Source organism: Streptomyces beihaiensis (genome assembly GCF_026274175.1).
GTDB lineage: Bacteria > Actinomycetota > Actinomycetes > Streptomycetales > Streptomycetaceae > Streptomyces > Streptomyces beihaiensis.
Genome location: NZ_JAPHNL010000014.1, coordinates 1 through 22463, shown reverse-complemented (window position 1 = coordinate 22463; position 22463 = coordinate 1). Strand labels below are relative to the sequence as shown.

The 22463-nt window shown below is 71.9% G+C and carries 16 protein-coding genes; 9 read left to right on the top strand and 7 right to left on the bottom strand.

Annotated features, from left to right (window positions below; translation table 11 throughout):
• Together OFY01_RS02690 and OFY01_RS02685 are read right to left on the bottom strand one after the other, a co-directional pair.
• The coding region (locus OFY01_RS02690; protein WP_266595914.1) for a tetratricopeptide repeat protein at nucleotides 1-394 on the bottom strand (394 nt) is incomplete at its 3' end.
• Nucleotides 391-1020, bottom strand: coding sequence for a CU044_2847 family protein (locus tag OFY01_RS02685; protein ID WP_266595913.1), 630 nt, complete (start codon nucleotides 1018-1020; stop codon nucleotides 391-393). The genes OFY01_RS02690 and OFY01_RS02685, both read right to left, overlap by 4 nt.
• A 194-nt stretch (nucleotides 1021-1214) precedes the next feature.
• On the opposite strand from OFY01_RS02685, the gene OFY01_RS02680 reads away from it, so the two are divergent.
• The 5 genes from OFY01_RS02680 to OFY01_RS02660 are packed head-to-tail and all read left to right on the top strand — an operon-like array spanning nucleotide 1215 to nucleotide 8904.
• Complete coding sequence (locus tag OFY01_RS02680; RefSeq protein ID WP_266595912.1) at nucleotides 1215-2555, top strand: NDP-sugar synthase; 1341 nt, start codon at nucleotides 1215-1217, stop codon at nucleotides 2553-2555.
• A gap of 43 nt (nucleotides 2556-2598) precedes the next feature.
• A complete protein-coding gene (locus OFY01_RS02675; protein ID WP_266595911.1) occupies nucleotides 2599-3351 on the top strand; it encodes an SDR family oxidoreductase in 753 nt (250 codons plus the stop codon).
• 51 nt (nucleotides 3352-3402) lie between these two features.
• Nucleotides 3403-5508 carry a glycogen debranching protein GlgX gene (glgX, locus tag OFY01_RS02670; protein WP_266595909.1) on the top strand — a complete coding sequence of 702 codons (2106 nt, stop codon included), beginning with the start codon at nucleotides 3403-3405 and terminating at the stop codon, nucleotides 5506-5508.
• Nucleotides 5505-7664, top strand: coding sequence for an AGE family epimerase/isomerase (locus OFY01_RS02665; RefSeq protein WP_266595907.1), 2160 nt, complete (start codon nucleotides 5505-5507; stop codon nucleotides 7662-7664). Before glgX ends, OFY01_RS02665 begins: the two co-directional genes overlap by 4 nt.
• Nucleotides 7657-8904, top strand: a complete 1248-nt coding sequence (locus tag OFY01_RS02660) for an IS701 family transposase (protein WP_456115280.1) — start codon at nucleotides 7657-7659, stop codon at nucleotides 8902-8904. Before OFY01_RS02665 ends, OFY01_RS02660 begins: the two co-directional genes overlap by 8 nt.
• Before the next feature lie 59 nt (nucleotides 8905-8963).
• Here OFY01_RS02660 and OFY01_RS02655 read toward each other — a convergent pair whose 3' ends face one another.
• The gene (locus OFY01_RS02655) at nucleotides 8964-10646 is read right to left on the bottom strand and encodes an ABC transporter family substrate-binding protein (RefSeq protein ID WP_266595903.1); all 1683 of its coding nucleotides are present in this window, start codon (nucleotides 10644-10646) and stop codon (nucleotides 8964-8966) included.
• A gap of 121 nt (nucleotides 10647-10767) precedes the next feature.
• Between OFY01_RS02655 and OFY01_RS02650 the strand changes: the two genes are divergently transcribed.
• Genes OFY01_RS02650 through OFY01_RS02640 form a run of 3 tightly spaced genes read left to right on the top strand, consistent with a single transcriptional unit; the run spans nucleotide 10768 to nucleotide 14746 of the window.
• On the top strand, nucleotides 10768-11748 hold the full coding sequence (locus OFY01_RS02650) for an ABC transporter permease (protein WP_266595901.1): 981 nt from the start codon (nucleotides 10768-10770) through the stop codon (nucleotides 11746-11748).
• Nucleotides 11745-12596, top strand: coding sequence for an ABC transporter permease (locus OFY01_RS02645; protein WP_266595899.1), 852 nt, complete (start codon nucleotides 11745-11747; stop codon nucleotides 12594-12596). The genes OFY01_RS02650 and OFY01_RS02645 overlap by 4 nt, the downstream gene beginning before the upstream one ends.
• Entirely contained in the window at nucleotides 12593-14746 is a 2154-nt protein-coding gene (locus OFY01_RS02640; protein ID WP_266595897.1) for a dipeptide ABC transporter ATP-binding protein, read from the top strand. Before OFY01_RS02645 ends, OFY01_RS02640 begins: the two co-directional genes overlap by 4 nt.
• A gap of 20 nt (nucleotides 14747-14766) precedes the next feature.
• On the opposite strand, the gene glgA is transcribed toward OFY01_RS02640, so the two are convergent.
• Nucleotides 14767-15987, bottom strand: a complete 1221-nt coding sequence (gene glgA, locus OFY01_RS02635; RefSeq protein ID WP_266595895.1) for a glycogen synthase — start codon at nucleotides 15985-15987, stop codon at nucleotides 14767-14769.
• 349 nt (nucleotides 15988-16336) lie between these two features.
• Between glgA and OFY01_RS02630 the strand changes: the two genes are divergently transcribed.
• Entirely contained in the window at nucleotides 16337-17686 is a 1350-nt protein-coding gene (locus tag OFY01_RS02630; protein WP_266595893.1) for a helix-turn-helix domain-containing protein, read from the top strand.
• On the opposite strand, the gene manB is transcribed toward OFY01_RS02630, so the two are convergent.
• The 3 genes from manB to OFY01_RS02615 form a co-directional block, all read right to left on the bottom strand.
• Entirely contained in the window at nucleotides 17670-19064 is a 1395-nt protein-coding gene (gene manB / locus OFY01_RS02625) for a phosphohexomutase domain-containing protein (RefSeq protein ID WP_266595891.1), read from the bottom strand. The genes OFY01_RS02630 and manB overlap by 17 nt on opposite strands.
• Nucleotides 19057-21411 carry a 1,4-alpha-glucan branching protein GlgB gene (gene glgB / locus OFY01_RS02620; protein WP_407700267.1) on the bottom strand — a complete coding sequence of 785 codons (2355 nt, stop codon included), beginning with the start codon at nucleotides 21409-21411 and terminating at the stop codon, nucleotides 19057-19059. The genes manB and glgB overlap by 8 nt, the downstream gene beginning before the upstream one ends.
• A partial coding sequence (locus tag OFY01_RS02615; RefSeq protein ID WP_266595889.1) for a hypothetical protein occupies nucleotides 21404-22463 on the bottom strand: 1060 nt, incomplete at its 5' end. The genes OFY01_RS02615 and glgB, both read right to left, overlap by 8 nt.

Genomic DNA, 22463 nt, shown 5'->3' with positions numbered 1-22463 from the left:
GTCCTCGCCCAGGGCCGCCGCCCCCCCCCCGCACGTCACCCGCGGCGGCGCGCGCGGAGGCGTTGTTGAGCGCGGCGCCGACGGACCACACGTGGCCGGCGCCGAGGGCCCGCTCCATGCGCGTACGGGCCTGCTCGGCGCGCGGCAGGGCGCCTTCGTGGTCACCCTGGCAGCGCTGGATCAGGGCGCAGTCGTCGAGGAGCCCCGCCGGGTACGGGTGAGCGTCGCCGAGCAGCGCCTCGTACCGCGCTCGCGCGTCCTCGGCGAGGTCGCGGGCCTCGTCGAGCCGGCCGAGGTCGCGCAGCAGCATGGCGTAGTCGGTGGTGACCATCAGGGTCTCGGGATGGCTGGCCCCGCGCCGCGTCTCCAGCTGCTCGCGGACCGTGCGCATCATGGCGCGCGCGTAGTCGAGGTTGTCCTCGCGGCTGCGCCGGAGATGCCGGGGTCGTACCGGATCTGCGATTCCAGGAGCTGTCCCAGGGCGCCGTCATGGACGCGGATCTCGTCGACGCCCTCGCGGTACACGCCGGAGGTGGCGCGGGTCTCGTCGGGCAGGAAACGGGCCACGTAGTGGGTGGCGCCGAGCTGGGGGCCCGGCCAGTCGGCGAGCCAGACGCACGCGTGCTCGTCGGCGAGGCGCTCGTCGACCGGGCGGAGCAGGGCGAGGTCCTCACCCGCGGCGAGGATCGCGAGCGCCTTGCCGGACTTGGCCGTCAGCTCGATCCCGAAGCTGACGCCGGCCTCGTCGGGGGCGACGGCCGCCGCCGCGTCGAGGACCGTGCCGCCGACGTCGGCGATCAGGTCGCCCAGCTGTTCCAGTTTGGCGGCCGCCCGCGCCCCGGCCCCGACGTCCTGGTACTCGTCGGTCGATGTGATCCGGGCGGCCACCACCGCGCCCGAGGGCAGCCGGATCGGCACCACTCCGCGCGGCAGCTCCTCAGGATTCAGACCCTCGTCAAGCGACTTCCCATCGAGCGGCTTCCCAGGAAGCGGCTCCTCGCAGAACACCTCGTCGCCCACAGCTTCACCCCCGTCAACGCGGCCGAATATTCCGGTACTTCACACGGTGCCGGTCGCAGGCGTCAATGACGACGCGACTTTCGGCCGCCTCGGGTCACCCGTCAACCTGCGGACTTTACAAGTAACTTGACTCGATATGACATACGTTGTTGAATCAGTCGCGTCGAAACGTCAGCCTGGAGGGCGAGACAGCGATGGGGGACGAAAGCACTGTCGGCATCATCCTGGCCGGGGGGCGCGGGGAGCGGGCGAAGCCCATCACCCTGCAGTCCGCCGACTACATCCGCAGCAAGGCACTGATCCCGTTCGCCGGCCGGCCGCTCATCGAGTGGATCGTGGAGGCCTGCCGTGACCAGGGGATACGCCGCTTCTACGTAGTGGCGCAGGGCGTGGAGAACCGGAGCCAGATCAAACTGGTCCTGGGCCACGGCGAGCGCTACGGAGTGGAGATCGACTACTCGCGCGCACGCTTCGACCCGTACAACGTGGGCTCCGGCGCGGCCACCCTGCACAACCTCGAACAGTGGAATCTGACGGGCACCGCACTGGTGTTGCCCGTCGACTCCCTCTTCGACTTCTCACTCGACAGACTGCGTGCCGCCCAGCGCGACACCGACGCGGTGGTCACCGTCGCCGCCGTGGAACGCACCCCGGAGGAGATCGCCGGCAAGTACGGCGTCATGCGCACCACCCCGCAGCATTTGGTCTGCGGCTTCCTCGAAAAGCCCGAACTCGGCGCGATCAGGAGGGAGTTCCCCGAGATCACCCAACCGTGCGGCCCGAACACCCTGGCCACCAACGCCGGGATGTACCTCATCGACTGCGCCCGCCTCCGCCTGGCCGCGCGCACGCCCGAACTCATCCGCCTCGCCCACCAGCGCCTCGACTGGGGGCACGATCTGCTGCCGCGCCTGGTCGGCCTCGGCCACCCCGTGACCGTCGAGCCCATCGCGCGCCTCGGCGACCTCGGCAACATCCACGACTACCTCCAGACCCTGGGCGACGCGCTCGACGGCCGCTACCCGTACCTGGACCGGGCGCTCGGCGCCCCGCTCAGCGCGGACCCGCGCTACTGGATCCACGAGTCGAGCCTGCGCTCCAAGGACCACGTCACCGGCACCACCCTCGCCCAGAAGATCGCCGACGGCAGCGTCGCCATCGGTCCTGGCGTGCGCATCGGCCGCCACGTGGAGATCGGCGCCGGGGTCCGGCTGCGCTCCACGGACGTCGGCGACGGCGTCGACCTGCACGAGGGCGCGCAGGTCGAGGGCAGTGTGCTCGGCGACTCCTCGGTCATCGGGCCGTACGCGCACATCAGCGACTCCTACGTCGGACCGATGGTCCAGGTGGAGTCCGAGCTCCGCGCGCCCGTCCGCCTGGAGGACCTGACCGCGGTGGGCGACGGCGCCCGGCTGTGGTCCGGGACCCGTCTGTCCGGCGTCAGCGTCTACCCGCGGCTCCAGGTCCCGGCCGTCCGAGGGGTGCCGAGCGGCACCCAGCTCGCCAGCTCCGACGACGTCCTGCGGTGGGTCTGACCCGCACCGTCCTTCGCCCCGCATCTGGCACTTGGAGACCGAAGTGAACACTGCCATCGCCGTCATCGGCGGCACCGGCCGGGTCGGCCGGATCGTCACCCGCAAGCTCCTCGACCGCGGCGAGTCGGTGCGCGTCATCGGCCGCAGCGCCGAGCGCGCCCGACGTCATCTGCCGCCCCGCGCCCAGTTCTTCCTCGGCGACGTCCGTGATCCCGCCTCCCTGCTCACTCCGCTGCACGGCTGCTCCGCGGTCGTCTACACCGTCGAGTCCGGCACAGACACGACCGGGCCCGACAGCCCGCAGAGCACCCTGCACGCCGGGGTGATCAACACCCTCGACGCGCTGCTGCGCCCCGACGACCCGATGCCCGCCCAGTTCGTCCTGGTCAGCCAGCGCCATGTGACGCACAGCGAGCACCCGATGAACGCCTACGGCCGGATGCTCGACTGGCGGCTCGCCGGGGAGAACGCCGTGCGCGCCTCCGGACTGCCGTACACGATCGTCCGCCCCGGCTGGCTCACCGACCGCACCGAGCTCGCCGACGACGGCCGTGTCCTGCTGGAGCAGGGCGACCGCCGCGACGGCTATGTGGCGCTCCAGGACGTGGCCGAAGCCTGCGTGCAGGCCCTGTACTGCCCCTCCGCCCAGGGTCTGACCTTCGAGATGCGCGGCGGCGCCGGTGCTCCTCCCGAGGACTGGGAGGGCTTGTTCGGCGGGCTCAGCGCCGACGTGCCGCCCCAGGCCCTCGCCTTGGCCCCGGCCCCGGGCCCCGCCCCCGTGCGCGCCCTGGCCTGAAATGGCGCCCACCGCCCCCCACACCACCTCTTCGCGAGACCGGAGACCACCATGAGCCAAGCGCCGCGGATCTCCGCGGGACGTCCTCAGCCGCTCGGTTCCACCGTCGTCGACGGCGGGGTCAACTTCTCCGTCTTCTCGGAGCACGCGACCCGCGTGGACCTGCTGCTCTTCGACAAGTGCGACGACCCGCGCCCCGCCCACACCGTGCCGCTCCACCCGGACCGGCACCGCAGCTTCCACTTCTGGCACTGCCACGTGGCGGACATCGGCGCCGGGCAGGTCTACGCCTACCGGATGGACGGCCCGAACGACACCAGCAAGTCGGGCAGCCGCTTCGACGCCCGCAAGGTGCTGATCGACCCGTACGCCCGCGCCAACATCAACTCCCGCTGGAACCGCACGCTCGCCATCGGCCGCGACGACAACGTCGAGACGTGCATGCGCAGCCTCGTCGTCGACCTGGACGACTACGACTGGGAGGGCGACGAACCGCTGCGCACGCCCATGCGGGACACGATCATCTACGAGATGCACGTGCGCGGCCTCACCGCGTCCCCGACCGCGCGGACGGCGAGCCCCGGCACGTTCTCCGCGGTCGTCGAGAAGATCCCGCACCTCAAGCGGCTCGGCGTCACCGCCGTGGAGCTGCTGCCGGTCTTCGACTTCGACGAGACGCAGGTGCTGCGCAAGAGCCCGGACGGCGAACCGCTGCACAACTACTGGGGCTACGACCCGTACGGCTTCTTCGCCCCGCACACGGGCTACTGCACCTCGCCTCACCTGAACACGCACATCGCCGAGTTCAGGGACATGGTGAAGGCATTCCACCGGGCCGGCATCGAGGTCATCCTCGACGTCGTCTTCAACCACACCAGTGAGGGCAACGAGTTCGGCCCGACCATCAGCTTCCGCGGCCAGGCCAACGAGGCGTACTACCACCTGTGGCCGCAGGACCGCAGCCACTACATGGACTTCACCGGCTGCGGCAACGCGGTCAACGCCAACCACCCCTTCGTCGCCAAGTTCATCGTCGAGTGCCTGGAGTACTGGGTCACCGAGCACCACGTCGACGGCTTCCGCTTCGACCTGGCCTCGGAGCTCTCGCGCGGCGACCAGGGGTACGAGATGGCCGTGCCGCCGGTGCTGTGGGCGATCGAGCTGTCCAAGACGCTCGCCGAGACGAAGATCATCGCCGAGCCGTGGGACGGCGGCGGCCTCTACCAGGTCGGCCACTTCCCCGGAAAGCGCTGGGCACAGTGGAACGGGCCGTTCCGCGACGACGTGCGACGGTTCGTGCGCGGCGACGCCGGGGTGGTCGGCGATCTCGCCAAACGGTTCGGCGGCTCCGAGGACCTGTTCGGGCCGCAGAACGAACTGCCCACCAACAGCATCAACTTCATCACCTGCCACGACGGCTTCACCCTCAACGACCTGGTCAGCTACGACCACAAGCACAACCACGCCAACGGCGAGGCAGACTCCGACGGGGCGGGCGAGAACTTCAGCTGGAACTGCGGCGTCGAGGGCCCCACCGACGACCACGAGGTGGAACGCCTTCGCATCCGGCAGATCAAGAACCTGCTCTCCGTCCTGATGCTCAGCCGGGGCGTGCCGATGCTGCTGGCCGGTGACGAGTTCCGCAACAGCCAGGGCGGCAACAACAACGCCTACTGCCAGGACAACCAGACGTCCTGGCTCGACTGGGACCAGGCGGAGAAGGAGGAGGAGACCTTCGAGTTCACCCGGCGCCTGATCGCCCTGCGCCGCCGCTACCACACCTTCCGTACGCCCCGCTTCTACAGCGGGCACCTCAACACGCGGCAGCAGCCCGACATCACCTGGCACGGCACGCGCCTGGAGCGCCCCGGCTGGGAGGACACCAACGCCCGTGTCCTGGCCTGCACGCTCGGCGGGTTCGACGGCGATCCCGACCTGCACCTGATCCTCAACATGTACCACCTGGGCCTGGACTTCGAGCTGCCGCGCATCGCCGGCCACAGCTGGCACCGGGTCCTCGACACCGCGCACGCCGGCCCGTACGACATCCTCCCCGCCGGACAGGAAGAGCCGATCGACGACCACACCTTCCACGCCCACGGCCGCAGCGTCGTGCTGCTCGCGGCCCTGCCTGACGAGAAGGGCAACCCCCGATGAGTGTTTCCACCGAACGTCGCACGTTCTCCGACACCCTCGCGGGCTACGTCACCCACTTCAGTCCCGGTCTTCGCCGCTTCGGCCTGCGCACCTCCGACGACCGCGAGTTCACGGTCCACCTGCCGCCGAACGTGACCTCCCGCATCGTGCGCAACCTGGGCGACCCCTACCGGGACACCACGGGCGCCACGCTCGACATGCTCGCCGAGGGCCGCTACCTGTTCGCGTACGGCATCTGCTACACGTGGGAGGGCGGCGAGCGGTTCGAGGCGAAGGAGATCACCTTCCCCGAGGAGCACCGCGGCTCCTACGTCTTCGAGCACCCCGCCTGGTGGGTCCAGCAGGCCGCCGCCGTCGCCGACTTCTACCTGCGCGGCCACTTCCCCGACGGGAAGTACGACTGGCAGGTCTTCCGCACCCAGCTGACCCTGCACGGCACCCACCTGCCGGACTTCGACGGCGCCGACGTGCGCCAGGAGACCGACACCATCTCGCGGCTCGTCTTCGGCCTGTCCTCGGCCTACCTGCTGACCGGGGAGGACCGTTTCCTCGAGGCCGCCGAGTCGGGCACCGAGTATCTGCGCGAGCACATGAGAGTCGACGACGTGCAGGACGGGATCGTCTACTGGTACCACGGCATCGACGTCGGCCCCGCCGGGCAGCGCAAGGTGTTCGCCTCCGAGTTCGGCGACGACTTCGACGCGATCCCGATGTACGAGCAGATCTACGCGCTCGCCGGCCCCACCCAGACCTACCGGATCACCGGCGACCCGCGCATCCTCGACGACATCGACCGCACGGTCGCCCTGTTCGAGCGGTACTTCCGCGACCCCGAGCACGGCGGGTTCTTCTCGCACCTCGACCCGATCACGCTCGCGCCGGACGCCGACGCGCTGGGCCCCAACCGGTCCCGCAAGAACTGGAACTCGATCGGCGACCACGCCCCCGCCTACCTGATCAACGCCTACCTGGCCACCGGCCGCGAGGACTTCGCGCGGCTGTTGGAGGAGACCGCCGACACCATCACCGCCCGCTTCCCCGACGACTCGGACAGCCCCTTCGTCCAGGAGCGCTTCCACGCCGACTGGTCCCCGGACCGCACCTGGGGCTGGCAGCAGGACCGCGCCGTGGTCGGCCACAACCTGAAGATCGCCTGGAACCTCACCCGCATCAAGTCCCTGGTGGACAAGGAGGCGTACGGGCAGGTGGCCGAGGAGATCGGCGCGCGCATGCCCGACGTGGGCAGCGACCGGCTGCGCGGCGGCTGGTACGACGTGGTGGAGCGGACCCCCGACCCGGACAGCGGCCTGCACCGCATGGTGTGGCACGACCGCAAGGCGTGGTGGCAGCAGGAGCAGGCGATCCTCGCCTATCTGATCCTGGCCGGCACCGGCAAGGATCCGCAGCACCTGCGCCACGCCCGCGAGGCCGCCTCGTTCTACAACGCCTTCTTCCTCGACTACGACGACGGCGGCGTGTACTTCAACGTGCTGGCCACCGGCGTCCCGTACCTGCTCGGCACCGAGCGGCTCAAGGGCAGCCACGCCATGGCCGGGTACCACGCGCTGGAACTGTGCTACCTGGCCGCCGTCTACACCGGCCTGCTCATCAGCAACGACTCGCTGACCCTGCACTTCCGGCCGCGCCCGGACGACCTGCCCGACCGCACCCTGCGAGTGGCGCCCGACCTGCTGCCGCCCGGTTCGGTGGAACTCGCCCGGGTATGGGTGGACGGGCGTGAGCACCACCACTTCGACGCCAAGCAGCTCACCGTACGCCTGCCGGAGGGCTCCGAGCCGGTGCGGGTGCGGGTCGAGCTGGAACCGGCTCGACTGCGGCTGCGGATACGCACCGAGTTCGACGGCGAGACCGCCCATGTCCGCTGCGACGGTGTCATCGACAGCGCGGAGCTGACGAAGTTCCGCCGCATCCTGTCCGAGGTCATGGCGGCCGGGCCGCAACGGGTCGAGTTCCACCTGTGCGAGCTCACCGCGATGTGCCGGCCCGCCATCAACGAACTGCTCTTCCAGCGCACCAAGGCCGGCCTCCACGTGGACTTCGTCATCGTGGGATGTGCGCTGCCCGATGTCGCCGACGCGCTGCTCGCCACCGATGCCTTCGTTCTGGAGGGCGGGGACGAGTGCACCCATGACTGACCCCAGACGCCGGTCGTCCGTTCCTGATCCGTTCCTTCCCGGGGGCACTGTGTCTGCTACGGCTCCTCTCTCCTTCCCGGCGTACTGCCAGGACCTGTTCCGCGAGCTCACCCGCTGCGACCAGCGGCGATGGGGCGAGGTGTATGTGCGCGGCCTGCTCGACGTGCCGGGCCGCAAGACACCGACCCGGATCTCCGAGCACGTGCTCGGCCGTCCGGCGGTGCAGCAGCTCCAGCAGTTCGTGCACCAGAGCCCGTGGGAGTGCGGGCCCGTGCGGCGGCAGACGGCCCGCTGGCTGACGGCGTGCTTCGACATCGACGCCTGGTCGGTGGACGAGGCCGTGTTCGTGAAGAACGGCGACCGTTCGGTGGGCGTGGCCCGCCAGTTCGCGCCGTCGCAGGAGCGCACCGTCAACTGCCAGCTGGCCTGTGCCGTGTCGCTGGTGGGCTCGGGCGGGGGGCTGCCGGTCAACTGGCGGCTGCTGCTGCCGCCCCGCTGGGACCATGACGAGCAACGGCGCGAGGGCGCGCACGTGCCCGAGCACGAGCACTCCAGGCCGCGCTGGCAGTACGTCCTTGAGGCACTGGACGAGATGACGGAGGAGTGGCTGCTCGACCCGCGCCCCGTGCTCGCCGACTGGCGCCACGAGAGCGAGACCGATCCGCTGCTGCTCGGCCTGGAGGCGCGTGGCCTCGGCTACCTCGTGGAGGTCTCGCCGCGCACACCGGTCACCATGCCGCGCCCGCATTCGGCGCTGCCCGTGGTGCGTGGCACCGTCGCCGACCTCGCCGCGCACGTCGCGCGGCGCACCGAGCGGACGCCGGTGGGCTGGCACGACCGGCTCACCGAGCGGCGGTACCGTTCGCAGTTCCTGTCCACGCCCGCGCTGCTGTGCCCGGACGGTTCGGGCGGCCCGGTCGCGGCGGCGCACCGGCCGACCCCGCGCCACCTCGTCGTGGACTGGCCGTTCGGGCGGCCGGAGCCGCGTGCGTACTGGCTGACGAACCTGCCCGCACGGCGGCTCGCGGAGGCGTTCCCCCTGTCCCGGCTGCGCTCGCTGGCGGACGAGGCGATGCGACGCCTGCACGACGACTTCGGCCTCGGTGACTTCGAAGGCCGCTCGTTCCGCGGCTGGCATCACCACGTCACGCTGGCGTCTGCGGCGCTCGGCTTCGACGCGCTGCGCGCCGCCGTGCCGAGCGAGCCGAAGGTACTCGCGGGGGCGGGTGTCGCGGTCTGAGCGCGGTCAGGATCGCCCGGCCGACGCGTCCGCCCGGATCTCCCTCCCGGGCGGGCGCGTCACTTCTTCCAGCCGACCTTCGTCCAGTCGATGTCGCCCAGGCCCGGAACGCCGTAGTTGGCCAGGCCGGCCCGGACGGCGAGGACCTGGGGGCGCTGGTAGAGCTCGATGTCGTGGCCGATGCGCCAGATCTCGGCGTCGGCCTCGTTGTACAGCGCGGTGGCGCGCTTGCGGTCGAGAGTGCCGGAGGCCTCGCTCAGCAGGTGGTCGACGGTGGTGTCGCAGACGCGGCCGTAGTTGAGGTAGGTCTCGTCGCCGTGCGTCTTCCGGTAGATGGCGACGACATCGCTGGGATGGGTCAGCCCCTCGAAGCGGAACATGGCGAGATCGAAGTCGCCCCGGCCCAGATACTTCGAGAAGTAGTCGTCGGCGGGCACCTTCGCGATGTCGACCGCGATCCCGACCTGGCCGAGCATCTGCTGGAGCAGTTGCGCCAGGTCGAGGCCGAGCTGGTTGGTGCCGGAGCTGACGACGAAGCGCAGTCGCAGCCGGGCGCCGTTCCTGGTCCGCGCCCCTGCGGAACCGTGCGCCGTCCAGCCGGCCTTGTCGAGGAGGCGGCGTGCCGCGTCGGGGTCGTAGTCGCCCCAGGGCTTGGAGTGGTCGACGTATCCGGGCTGGTTGGTCATGAAGATGTGGTTGCCGAGCAGCGGCACGGTGACCGGCAGCCCCTTGCCCGCGACGGCGGCGAGCGCCTTGCGGTTCACGGCGTGCTGGACGGCCTGTCGGACGGCGAGGTCGGCGAGCGGCCCGTGGGCGCCGTTGAGCGCGATGTGCACCTCGTCCCAGGACGATCCGGTACGTATCTCGCTGTTCTTGGCGTCCCTGAGCCGGGCGTAGTCCTCGGCGTTTGCCGCGTTGACGGAGTCGATCTCACCGTTGCGGTATGCCTGGAGCGCGGCGTCGGGCGTCAGCGTCCGCACGATCACCTTGGAGAGCCGGGGCTCGCGCCCCCACCAGTGGGAGTCACGCCGGACGACGGCGGTCTCGGAGGTGCGGTCGAGCGAGCCGACGGTGAACGGCCCGGCGGTGACCGGCACACGGTCGACCCAGCCTTTGTTGAACTTCTCGGGGGTGTCGATCGCGGAGGCCGGATACAGCGGGGTGAACAGCCGTCGCCAGTCGGCGTAGGGGGTCCGGAAGACGACCTTCACCTCGTGGGCGGAGGCCCCCGCGCCGACCGAGGCTATCCGGTCGTACCCCGCGGTGTCGGCGACGTGGTAGCGGTCGTCGCCGCGTCCCAGGGCCCGCCACTGGGCGACGAAGTCCCGTACGCCGATGGGCTTCCCGTCGGACCAGCGGGCACGGGGGTTGAAGCGGTAGACGACGGTCTGCGGCGACGTCCTGGTGACCTCGGCCGAGACCAGGTAGTCGGGGTCGGGCTCGGGCGTGCCGCGGGCGTCGCGCAGGAAGAGACTGGGCTCGACCAGGCTCACCAATTGGGAGGCGGCCACGGTGGACCCGTCGACCTGCAGGAAGTTGAGCTGGGTGGGCCACAGAGGGTTCGAGAGGGTGAGGGTGCCGCCGTCCCTGAGCCGGCCGACGGGTTCAGCGCCGATGTCCTCGGAGCCGGTGACGGAAGCCGCCCGCGCCGGGTGCGGGGCGCCACCGGAATCCGCGCATCCGGCGAGGGGCAGCGTGATCACGGCCAGGACGAACGCCCCGACTTTCCTTGCCCGACCCACACGAGCCTCCAGAACCGGTCGCGAATGACTCGAACTGCTCAATTTCGCACGGGAGTTGAAACTAGCATCGCCGAGTGACACCTCTGCAACCCAGCCAAGACATCCAGCCACGGGGAGGGACATGGCCGGCCGCGTGCTGCGGCGGCTCGCTCGCAGCCTGCTGCTCCTTCTCGCCTCGGCCCTCGTGTCGTACGCGGTCGCCACCGCGGCCCTGAGCCCGCGCGCGTACTTCGAGGACCGCACACCACGTCCGCCGACCGTCGCGGTCGACCACGAACTCGCCGCCCTCGGCCTGGACGACCGCACGCCCGTGGCCGAACGGTTCACCCACTGGGCGTGGCGGGCGGCCCACGGCGATCTCGGACGCACGCTCGACGGAGAGTCGGTGAACGCGGAGTTCGGGCGGCGGATCGGTGTGTCGGCGCGGCTGCTGCTCGTCGGAACGGTGGTGGGGACCGGCCTCGGGGTACTGGCGGGGGTGTGGGCGGCGGTGCGCAAGGACCGCGTGCCCGACCGGGCGATGACGCTTCTGTCCTTCCTGATCCTGTCCCTGCCGACGTTCGTGCTCGCGCTGCTCCTCAAGGACGGTGCGCTCTGCTTCAACAACAGCGTGGGCCACACGGTGATCCGCTACACCGGCGAGTCCACCCCCGGCGCGACCGGCGGCCTCCTCTCCCGGCTCGGTGACAGGGCGGTTCACTTGACGCTGCCCACCGCCACGGTCGCGCTCGGCCTGGTGGCCGCCTACAGCCGCTACCAGCGCGCCGCGACCCTCGACGTCCTGGCCGCCGGCCATCTGCTCACCGCGCAGGCCAAGGGCCTGACGCCCGGCCGCGCGCTGCTGCGGCACGGACTGCGCGTCTCGCTGGTTCCCCTGACGGCCTTCCTCTCCTTCGGCTTCCTGACCCTGTTCACCGGGTCGGTCTTCGCGGAGCAGATCTTCGGATGGCCCGGGATGGGCAGCTGGTTCTTGGAGGCGGCCCAGCGCGGCGACGTCAACTCCGTCGTCGCCGTGACCCTGTTCGCGGCGGTGACGGTCCTGCTCGCCGGGCTCCTCTCCGACCTGCTCCTGTTCGCACTCGACCCACGGGTGCGCGGATGAGCGGGGTGCGCGCGTGGGCCGCGGGACGGCCGGCGGCGGCGCGCCTCGGCCTCGCGCTGATCGCCCTGCTGTGCCTGTACGCGTTCGTGGGCCCGCACCTGTCACCGCACTCGCCCACGGACATCGACTACACGGCGCTGAGCGCCGGGCCCGGTGCCAGGCACTGGTTCGGCACCAACCGGATCGGGCAGGACGTGTTCGCGCAGACGGCGCGCGGACTGCAGAAGTCGCTGTTGATCAGCGTGAGCGTTTCGGCGGCGACCACCGCGCTGGCCGCGCTGGTGGGCACCTGCGCGGGCTACTTCGGCGGCTGGACGGACCACGCCCTGACCTTCCTGGTGGATCTGCTCCTGGTCGTCCCCGGGTTCCTGGTCCTTGTAGTGGTCGCGTCGCGGCTGCGGAACGCGGGCTGGCCCGCGTACGCTGCGGCGATCGCGGCGCTCGGCTGGATGGTCACGGCGCGCGCGGTACGGGCCATGGCGAGGTCGCTGCGGGAGCGGCCCTACGTGAGGGCGGCGCGGCACATGGGGGTGCGTCCGCTGCGGATCGTGCGTGGTCATCTGCTGCCGCACCTGGCCCCGTTCCTCATCACCCACGCGACGATCGCGGCGGCGGCCGCGGTGGTCGCCGAGGCCGGTCTGTCGTTCGTCGGCTTCGGGGTGCAGCCGCCGGACGTGTCGCTCGGCACGCTGATGGCGGACAGCGCGGAGGTGGCGCTCACGTACCCGTGGATGTTCTTCTTCCCGACCGGCATGCTGCTGTGCTTCGTACTCGCCGTGAACCTGGTCGGCGAGGCGCTGCGCACGCGGCTCGACCCGGTGGCGGCGTGGGCGGCGGTACGGAGGTGAGCGACGGTACGGACCAGGCCCCGGCCCTCGACATCCGCGGTCTGCGCGTGGTGGTCGGCGCGGGCCGGGCGGAGGGCGAGGAGGCGGAGGCAGTACGCGGCGTAGACCTGACGCTGCGCCGAGGCGAAGTCCTCGGCCTGGTCGGCGAGTCCGGCGCGGGCAAGACGCTGACCGCGCTCGCCGCGCTCGGCCTGACGCCGCCCGGGGCACGGTTGCGCGGATCGGTACGGCTGCTCGGCACGGAGCTGGTGGGCCTGCCCGCCCGCGAACTGGCCCGCCTGCGCGGCGACCGGATCGCCATGGTCTTCCAGGACCCGTCGGCGGCGTTCACCCCGGTGCACCGGATCGGCGACCAGATCGGCGAGGCGCTGCGCGTCCACGAGCGTCCGCGACCGTCGCGGAGGGCGGCGCGAGCCCGTGCGATCACACTCCTGTCGGACACGGGTGTCCCGGAACCGGAACGGGTGGCGCTCTCCTTTCCGCACCAGCTCTCCGGAGGTCTGCGTCGGCGCGCGATGATCGCGATGGCGGTCGCCAACCGCCCGGATGTCATCGTCGCCGACGAACCCACCAGCTCCCTCGACGTGACGGTGCAGGCCCGGGTACTCGCGGCGCTGGGGGACGCGCGGGAGACGACCGGGGCGGCGCTGCTCCTGGTCAGCCACGACCTGGGCGTGGTGGCACAGACGGCGGACCGGGTGGCGGTCATGTACGCGGGCCGCATCGTGGAGACGGCCCCGGCGCGGGAGCTGTTCGCCCGCCCCCGGATGCCGTACACGGCCGGCCTGCTGAGCGCGGCCCCCCGCGTGGACGCGGCGCACGCCCTTTCCCGCGTGCCCGGCACACAGCCCGCCCCCGGAAAGGCGGGAACAGGCTGCGCGTTCGCGCCCCGGTGCCCGGTGTCGCGGCCGGAGTGCCGGGTGACGGATCCGGCGTTGGCCGCGGTGACGCAACCGGAGCGAGGGCCGGGGCGGCCGGCTGCACGCGCGGCGGAGCGGGCGAGGGCGGCCGCGGGGGCGAGTGCGGAGCACCTCGCGGCGTGTCTGTACCCCGGCGCGGGCGAGGGCGCGGGGGGCGGTGGGCTCTTCCCCGTCGGTCCGCCGCCCGCGGCCCGCCCACGGGCCACCGCCGGGGCCGCCCCCGCCCTCCGCGTGACCGGTCTCGCCGCCACTCACCGCACCCGCCGGGGCGGGCGACTGCGCGCGGTGCGGCACGTCGACCTGACCGTGGCGGCGGGCGAGACCGTCGCGCTGGTGGGCGAGTCCGGGGCGGGCAAGTCCACGACGCTCGACCGGATCATCGCGCTCACCGCGCCCGAGGCGGGCCGCATCGAGGTGCTGGGCCGGGACACGGCCAAGCTCACCCGCGCCGAGGCGCACCGGCTGCGCGGCCGGGTCCAGATCGTGCTGCAGGACCCGGCCACCACCCTGGACCCGCGGATGAAGATCGGCGCGATCCTCGCCGAACCGCTTCAGGCGCAGCGTGTGCCGCGCGCCGAGATCGCCGCGCGGACGCCGGAGTTGCTGGCCGAGGTGGAGCTGGGCGGGGAGGCCGCGGACCGCTACCCGCACGAGTTCTCGGGCGGCCAACAGCAGCGCATCGCCCTCGCCCGCGCGCTCGCGGTCCGTCCCGAGCTGCTGCTGCTCGACGAACCGGTCTCCGCGCTCGACGTGTCCGTACAGGCGGGCGTCCTCGACCTCCTGCGCCGCCTCACGTCAGCACCGGACGGCCCCGCCTGCCTCGTGGTCTCGCACGACCTGACGGTGGTACGGCAGATCGCGGACCGGGTGGTGGTGATGCACGGGGGTCGTACGGTCGAGTCGGGGCCCACGGACACCCTCCTCACGCGCCCCCGGCATCCGTACACCCGCACGCTCCTGTGGTCCGTGCCGCGGCCCGATCCGGGCGCCCGGCGGCCTCTCGCCGCGCCGCTCGCCCCCCTGTCGGGCTGCGACACGACGACCGGCTGCGGGTTCCGCGCCCAGTGCGGGGCCTACCGCGAACTCCCGTCGGAACAAAAGAGGTTGTGCGAGCACGAGGCCCCCGGACCGAACGGTCCGACCGGCGCCTCCTGTCACTTCCCGTACCCGGACGACGCAACGCCCCCTCCGGGCCGTCCGGCCTGGAGGGGGCGTCCCGGCGCACACTGACGCGGCCTCGCGCCGATCACTCAGCGCGCCGCCACGGCGTCGGCGTACACCTCCATGGTGCGCTCGGCCGCGCGGTCCCAGGAGAAGTGGGCCTCGGCCCGATCGCGTCCGGCGGCGCCGTACTTCTCGGCGAGCCCCGGATCGTCGAGCAACTCGCCGATCGCCGCGCCGAGCCCGGCGGCGAACATCTCCGGCTCGGCCGGCTCGCCGGTCGCGTCGGCGACCGCCTCGAAGCCGACGAGCGTGCCCGTCTCGCCGTCCGCGACGACCTCGGGGATGCCCCCGACGGCCGAGGCCACGACAGGCGTGCCGCACGCCATCGCCTCCAGGTTCACGATGCCCATCGGCTCGTACACCGACGGGCAGACGAACACGGCCGCGTGCGTGAGCAGTTGGCGCACGCAGACGGTGTCGAGCATTCCGTCGATACGGAACACCCCCTCGCGCACGCTGCGCAGTTCCTCGACGAGACCCGCCACCTCGGCGGCGATCTCGGGCGTGTCCGGCCGACCGCAGCAGAGTACGAGCTGCGCGTCGGGCCGCAGCCCGAACGCCGCCCGCAGCAGATGCGGCAGCCCCTTCTGGCGGGTGACGCGGCCGACGAAGAGCACGTACGGCCGGTTCGGGTCGATCCCGAGGCGGCGCAGCGCCTCGGTCGACGGGTCGGGCCGGTAGGCGTCCGGGTCGATCCCGTTGTGGATCACCCGCACGCGGTCCGGCGCGACCTGTGGATAGACCCGCAGAACGTCCTCCCGCATCGCCGCAGACACGGCGATGACCTGGTCGGCCGAGGTGACCGCCGTGCGCTCCATCCAGCTCGACAGCGCATAGCCGCCTCCCAACTGCTCGGCCTTCCACGGGCGGAGCGGTTCCAGGCTGTGCAGGGTCATGACGTGGGCCGCCCCGTGCAGCGTGCGCGCGAGGTGGCCGGCCATGTTGGCGTACCAGGTGTGGCTGTGCACGACTCCCGCACCGGCACAGTCACCCGCCATGGCCAGGTCCGCTCCGAGGAACCCCAACGCCGGTTCGGTGCCGGCGAGTTCGTCGGGCGTCCGGTAGGCCGTGACGTCCTTGTCCTGTCTGGGCTCCCCCAGACAGCGCACCCTTACGTCCGTGAGCCGCCGCAGACTGCGGGTCAGCTCGGTCGCGTGAACCCCGGCGCCGCCGTAGATTTCGGGCGGGTACTCGCGGGTGAGGAGGTCGACGCGGGGAATCGCCCCGCGGTCAGCAACACGTGCCATTTGTCCCCGCCTCCTGCTTCACCGTTCCCGCGCCGGGCCCGGCCGACGCCAAGATCCAGCCGAAAGCAGTCGCTCCCCCAATCATCAAAAATAGGAGGAACACCATCAGGCTCTTCCTCATATCCATCCCCCACTGTGTCGACCCTCGAGGCCGGTTGACAGATTGAGTCAAATTCGAGTGACTCAATCAGTCAAGTAATAAATTGATAAAGCGCCCTGACCGGCGAGAGTAAGTCGACGCAGCGCGCCGACTTAACGCAGTGCCACCGGAGAGCCTTGGCCTCCTGGTGTCATGGTGCTAACTTTGCGTTGTCACATGGTCTGTCATGCACTCCGAAAGGAGTCCCCCATGGAGCACACCCGGACTGCACAAGAAGGGGACCTCGGAAGTCGCATCAGAGCTCTCCGGATCCAGCACGGGCTCAAGCAGCAGGACCTCGCCTCCGCAGAGGCGTCGACGAGTTACATCTCCTTGATCGAGTCGGGCAAGCGCGTACCGTCGCCCCCCGTGCTCGCCGCCATCGCCGAGAAACTGGGCACCTCCACCACCTACCTGCGAACCGGGCGGGACGACCACCCCGCCGAGGCGGCCCGGCTGAAGCTGGCCTTCGCGGAGATAGCACTGCGCAACGGCGACAACGGCGAGGCCCTGCAGGCCTTCGGTGAGCTCCTCACCGAGCAGGCGTCACTGGATCCTTCGACCATCCTGCGGGCACGCATCGGCCAGGCGACCGCGCTGGAGAACACGGACCGTCTCGAAGCGGCCATCCCCATCCTGGACGATCTGTCCCGAGACCCCGCAATCGTCGTCGGCTCCGACGACTGGTGCCGCGTCACGGTCGCCCTGTGCCGTTGTTATCGCAACGCCGGCGACATCGCGCTCAGCATCGACATCGGCGAACGCGCGGTGGCACAACTCGACGCCCTGGGCCTCGACACGACGATGGACCACGTCCAGCTCGGCGTCACGCTCATGGGCTCGTACCACATGCGGGGCGACCTCACCCGGGCGCAGCTGCTCGGCGAGCGCCTCCTGCCCGCGGCCGAGGCCCAGGGGTCCTACGGGGCCCGAGGCGCCGTGTACTGGAACGCGGGCCTGGTCGCCAGCTCACGTGGCCGCACGAGCGAGGCGATCGCTCTGACCGAGCGGGCCCTCGCCATGATGTCCGAGGGCGACAACGCCCGGCACATCGGCATCCTCAAGTTGAACTGCGGCTCCCTGCTGCTCGAAACGGATCCCCCTGAGCCTGCCCGCGCCCTGGAGATACTGGAGTCCGCCCAGCAGTCCTTGGTCGAGGTCGGCAACGCGGACGACCTGTCCCGCTGCGAGATCAAGCTCGCCGACGCCCAGAAGCAGCTCGGCCACTGGGACGCGGCAGCCGCCCACGCCGAACGTGCGCTGGGGCTGGTCGGTGCCGACTCCAGGGTGCTGTCCGCCCTGGCACGGACGTACCTCGCCGAGATCTGCTTCCTCCGCGGCATCCCGGAAGACGCCACCCAGCACCTCCACGCCGCCGCCCGCCAGCTCCGCCATCTTCAGCCCTCCCTGGACTCCGCCCACACCTGGCGCCATCTTGGCGACCTCTGGCGCCGCCACGGTGAGCCCTCGGAGGCGCTCAAGGCCTACGACATGGCCCTGACAGCGGTCGGCGTGGCCAAGACGCGGACGCCGGAGGCCGCCCTCACCGACCAGCGCTGACCACCCCCACCACCCCGTCCCGCAGCCGCTCCATCGCCGCGACCGTCCCCGCCTCCACGTGCACCCGCACAGCGGCGGCGGGCGACGGGTCGCGCGTGTCGCACGTCCGGACGTTGAACCACGTGCCGTCGGTGAACTCTCCGGAGACTCCGTCGAGATGGTCCAGCTCCGCGCCGCGTGACGCGAAGTGGTGGGCCACGCGGCGCAGCGCCGCGGCCGCGTCCGGCACCGGGACGTCCACCGCTCCCGACGACACGTACCGGTCGTGCCGCGCCACCAGCTCCGACAACTCCCGGCCCGAGCCGCCCAGCTCGGCCAGGAGGTGGAGAGCGGTGAGCATGCCGGTGTCGGCGTACCAGAAGTCGCGGAAGTAGCAGCGGCCGCAGTGCGCGCCGCCGAAGGCCGCGTCCTGCTCGGCCATCAGCGACTTGATCGCCTCCGGTCCCGTCCTGGACCGCACCGGAATGCCGCCCGCCTCCTTGATCGCCTCGATCGCCGGCGTCGGCGTGATGAGGTCGTGGACGACGGCCGCGCCGGGGCGGCGGGCCAGTTCGCGCCCGGCCACCAGGGCGATCACCGCGCCCGGGGGCACCGGGTGCCCCCGTTCGTCGACGGCCACGCAGCCGTCCCCGTCCCCGTCGAAGGCGAGTCCGAGGTCGGCGCCCGACTCCTGTACGCGCTCGCGCAGCCCGGCCAAGGCGTCCGGCGCGCGCGGATCGGCCGGCCGGTGGGGAAACGTACCGTCCAGGTCGAGGTGGAGCGGCACCAGCTCGACCGAGGGGTGGTCGAGGACGAGCGGCGCGGTCAGACCTGCCATCCCGTTGCCCGCGTCCACGACGACCTTGAGGGGACGGATGTCCGTCAGGTCGACCAGCGCACGCAGGTGCTCCGCGTAGCCGTCGAGGTCCCGGGCGGGCAGGACCGAACCCGGGCGGTCGGTGAGGGCGGGGCGCGGCTCGCGCAGTCTGCGGCGCAGCACGTCGAGGCCGGTGCCCTCGGCCACGGCGACGGCGCCCCTGCGGCACAGCCGGATGCCGTTGTACGGCGCCGGGGCGCAGCCCGCCGTGACCATGGCGCCAGGGATGCCCATGCGTCCGGAGACGTAGTGCAGGTAGTCGGTCGAGCCGAGGCCCGCGTCGACGACGTCCGCGCCCTGGTCCAGGACACCCTGGGCGAGCGCGTCGGCCAGACGGGGCGAGGACTCCCGCATGTCGTGGGCGACCGCGACCGCGTCGGCGCCGGTGAGTTCGGTGAAGGCGGCCCCCACCCGGTAGGCGAGCCCGGGGTCGAGCTCGTCGCGGTACCGGCCGCGGATGTCGCGCGCGGTCACCAGTCGGTCGTAGAGGTCGGTTCCCGGTGTGCCGGCCGGTTCAGGCATCGTCGTCCTCCTCGCCCTCGTCCTCGCACTCGCACTCGTACTCGTTCTTGTCTCGTACGGGCTCCTCGGCTTCCTCGCCGACGGGGTGCAGCCACACCACGCCGAGCGGCGGCAGCGTGAGGGCCGCGCTGCGGTCGTGGCCGTGCCAGGCCGTCGGCTCGGCCCTGATCGGCCCCGGGGCGCACACACCGCCGCCGCCGTACTCCGCCGCGTCGGTGTTGAGGACCTCGCGCCAGCGACGTGCGGCGCCGGGCAGTCCGACGCGGTAGCCGGTGCGGACCACGGGGGAGAAGTTGGCCACGACCACGAGGGGGCGGCCGTCCGCGTCCCGGCGGACGAACGACACCACGTTGGCCTCCGCGTGCGAGGCGTCGATCCAGGCGAACCCGGCCGGGTCGGCGTCCAGCTGCCACAGCGCCGGGGTGGCCAGGTAGCGGCGGTTGAGGTCGCGGACCAGGCGGCGGATGCCCCGGTGGTCGGCGTGGGCGGGCCAGTCATCGTCGAGCACCCACCACTGGGGGCCGGCGTCGTGGTCGAACTCGTCGCCCTGCCCGAACTCCTGGCCCATGAAGATCAGTTGCTTGCCGGGATGGGACCACATGAAGGCGTACAGCGCCCGCAGAGTGGCCCGCCGCTGCCACCAGTCCCCCGGGCTCTTGGCCACCAACGCCCCTTTGCCGTGTACGACTTCGTCGTGGGAGAGCGGCAGCAGAAAGTGCTCGCTGTACGCGTAGACCATTGCGAACGTGATGTCGTCCTGGTGCCAGGCCCGGTGGACGGGCTCCCGGGCCAGGTAGCGCAGTGTGTCGTGCATCCAGCCGAGGTTCCACTTGAGGTCGAACCCGAGCCCGCCGAAACCGTCCTCGCCGACCTCGTAGGTGGGCCGGGTCACACCCGGCCAGGACGTGGACTCCTCGGCGATGGTCAGGGCTCCGGGGGCGGTGCGGCGGACCGTGTCGGTGAGTTCCTGGAGGAACGCCACGGCGTCCAGGTTCTCGTGTCCGCCGTGCTCATTGGGGCTCCAGCCGCCCGGCGGGCGGGAGTAGTCGAGGTACAGGAGCGAGGCGACGGCATCGACGCGCAGCGCGTCCACGTGGAATTCCGTGCACCAGTACACGGCGCTCGCCACGAGAAAGTTCCGCACCTCTCGCCGACCGTGGTCGAATTCGAGCGTCCCCCAGTCCGGATGATGAGCGCGTCGCGGATCCGACGGTTCGTAAAGCGGTTCGCCGTCGAATTGCGAGAGTGCAAAGTCGTCTTTCGGGAAATGCGCCGGAACCCAGTCGAGAATCACACCGATTCCGGCGGCGTGGAACGCGTCGACGAGGCACCGCAGATCGTCGGGATCGCCGAGCCGGGCCGTCGGCGCGTAGAAGCCGGTGACCTGATAGCCCCAGGACCCGCCGAACGGGTGCTCCATGACCGGCATCAGCTCGATGTGCGTGAAGCCGAGCCGGGCGACGTAGGCGGGCAGCTCGTCGGCGAGCTCCCGGTAGGTCAGGCCGGGACGCCAGGAGGGCAGGTGCACCTCGTACACCGACATCGGGCGGGCGTGGCAGTCCTCGCCGCCCCGGCGCGCCATCCACCGGGCGTCGCGCCAGTCGTACGTCGACACGTGGACGACGGACGCCGTGGCGGGCGGCGGTTCGGTGGCGCGGGCCAGCGGGTCGGCCTTCTGGAGGAGACGGCCGTCGCGGGTGTGGATCTCGTACTTGTAGCGGGTGCCCGCGGCGACGCCCGGCACGAACAGCTCCCACACCCCGCTCGACCCGAGCGAGCGCAGGGGGTGGGCGACGCCGTCCCAGCCGTTGAAGTCACCCATGACGCGGACCCCTTGGGCGTTGGGCGCCCAGACGGCGAACGAGGTGCCGGTGACGCCGTCGAGCGTGCGCACATGGGAGCCGAGCACCCGCCACAGCAGCTCGTGGCGGCCCTCGGAGATCAGGTGCAGGTCGATCTCGCCGAGGGTGGGCGGGAAGCGGTAGCCGTCGTGGTGGAGCAGCGCGCGGCCGTCGCCGTAGTCGACGAGGAAGTGGTACGGGCCCTCGCCGGGCAGCGTTCCGGCGAACAACCCGTCGCGCTGGTGGACGAGTTCGGCGCGCTCGCCGGTGTCCCGCACCGCCACGACCGAGTGGGCCAGGGGCTTGAGCGCGCGCACCACGGTGCGGCCGTCGCCGGTGCGGTGGGCGCCGAGCAGGCCGTGCGGGTCGTGGTGGGCACCGGCGAGGATCCGGTCCAGGTCGGCGTCGTGGAGGCCGGTGACGGCGGTGGTGGCGGTCGCGGGCAAGGTCTGGTCCTCTCGGGCGGGCGGGGCGAGCGGGTCGGCTCGGGCGCCGGGCTCAGGCACGCGCGATGCGGTGCAGTGCCGCCAGCGGGATCGGCAGCCAGTCCGGTCGGTGCCGGGCCTCGTACACCGCCTCGTAGACCGCCTTGTCGGCCTCGAAGGCGCGCAGGTGCAGCGGATGGCAGTGCGGGTCGGTGCCGTCGGCCTCGGCGTAACCGTCCATGAACGCGCGGCGGTTGCGGACCGTCCAGGCGTGGGCGCGGCGGCTGCGGCGCAGCCGGTCGGCGGGGCCGGCGTCCGGGTGGCGCTCGTCCAGCTCGCGCAGCCCGGCCCGGGCGGCGTAGTCGAAGGAGCGGAGCATGCCCGCGACGTCGCGCAGCACCGGTTGCGGGGCGGCGCGTTCGGCGGCGGCGCGGGCCGGTTCGCCCTCGAAGTCGATGAGGTGCCAGCCGTCGTCGGTGGGCAGCGCCTGCCCCAGGTGCAGGTCGCCGTGGACGCGCTGGACGAAGAGTGGGCAGCCGCGGGTGGCGGCCCGCGCGTACTGGTCGTAGAGGGCGGCGAGCCGGGTCCGGTGGCGGTCGAGCGCCGGAACCTCCTCGGCCGCGAGTTTGAGCCGCTGGGTCATCAGGGCGGCGTCCTGCGCGATGTCGTCCGCGTCGGCCCGCTGCCGCCCGAACGCGTCGGCGAGCGCGGTGTGCACCTCGGCGACGGCCCGGCCCAGCGTGCGGGCGCGGCTGGTGAACCCGCCGGTCGCCGGGACGGTCGGGCAGGTGCCGTCGACGCAGTCGGCGACCTGGCGCACCGCGGCCTTCCAGCCGTCCGCCGCGACCGGCAGGAAGTCCTCGACGATACCGAGCACGAGCCCGGTGGCGTCGTCGTGCAGGGTGCCGTGCAGGCCGGGCGTACGCGGGCACCGGGCCTCGGTGAGGGCGCGCAGCGTCTCGGCCTCCAGGTGTGGTCCCGGTTCGGGCCGCCGGTACAGCTTGAGCAGCAGCCGGTCGCCGTAGGCGACGGCGCTGTTGCTCTGGTCGGCGGCGAGGGGCCGGGGCACGAGCCCCACCGGCAGCGGCAGCCGCGAGGCGCGCCGCCAGCGCAGCCCGTCGCCGCCGCCCGCC

Bases quoted from the DNA above. Each gene is read 5' to 3' on its own strand.
- OFY01_RS02680 (WP_266595912.1), top strand. From the start codon at position 1,215: ATGGGGGACGAAAGCACTGTCGGCATCATCCTGGCCGGGGGGCGCGGG.
- glgX (WP_266595909.1), top strand. From the start codon at position 3,403: ATGAGCCAAGCGCCGCGGATCTCCGCGGGACGTCCTCAGCCGCTCGGT.
- OFY01_RS02665 (WP_266595907.1), top strand. From the start codon at position 5,505: ATGAGTGTTTCCACCGAACGTCGCACGTTCTCCGACACCCTCGCGGGC.
- OFY01_RS02660 (WP_456115280.1), top strand. From the start codon at position 7,657: ATGACTGACCCCAGACGCCGGTCGTCCGTTCCTGATCCGTTCCTTCCC.
- OFY01_RS02650 (WP_266595901.1), top strand. From the start codon at position 10,768: ATGGCCGGCCGCGTGCTGCGGCGGCTCGCTCGCAGCCTGCTGCTCCTT.
- OFY01_RS02645 (WP_266595899.1), top strand. From the start codon at position 11,745: ATGAGCGGGGTGCGCGCGTGGGCCGCGGGACGGCCGGCGGCGGCGCGC.
- glgA (WP_266595895.1), bottom strand. From the start codon at position 15,987: ATGGCACGTGTTGCTGACCGCGGGGCGATTCCCCGCGTCGACCTCCTC.
- OFY01_RS02630 (WP_266595893.1), top strand. From the start codon at position 16,337: ATGGAGCACACCCGGACTGCACAAGAAGGGGACCTCGGAAGTCGCATC.
- manB (WP_266595891.1), bottom strand. From the start codon at position 19,064: ATGCCTGAACCGGCCGGCACACCGGGAACCGACCTCTACGACCGACTG.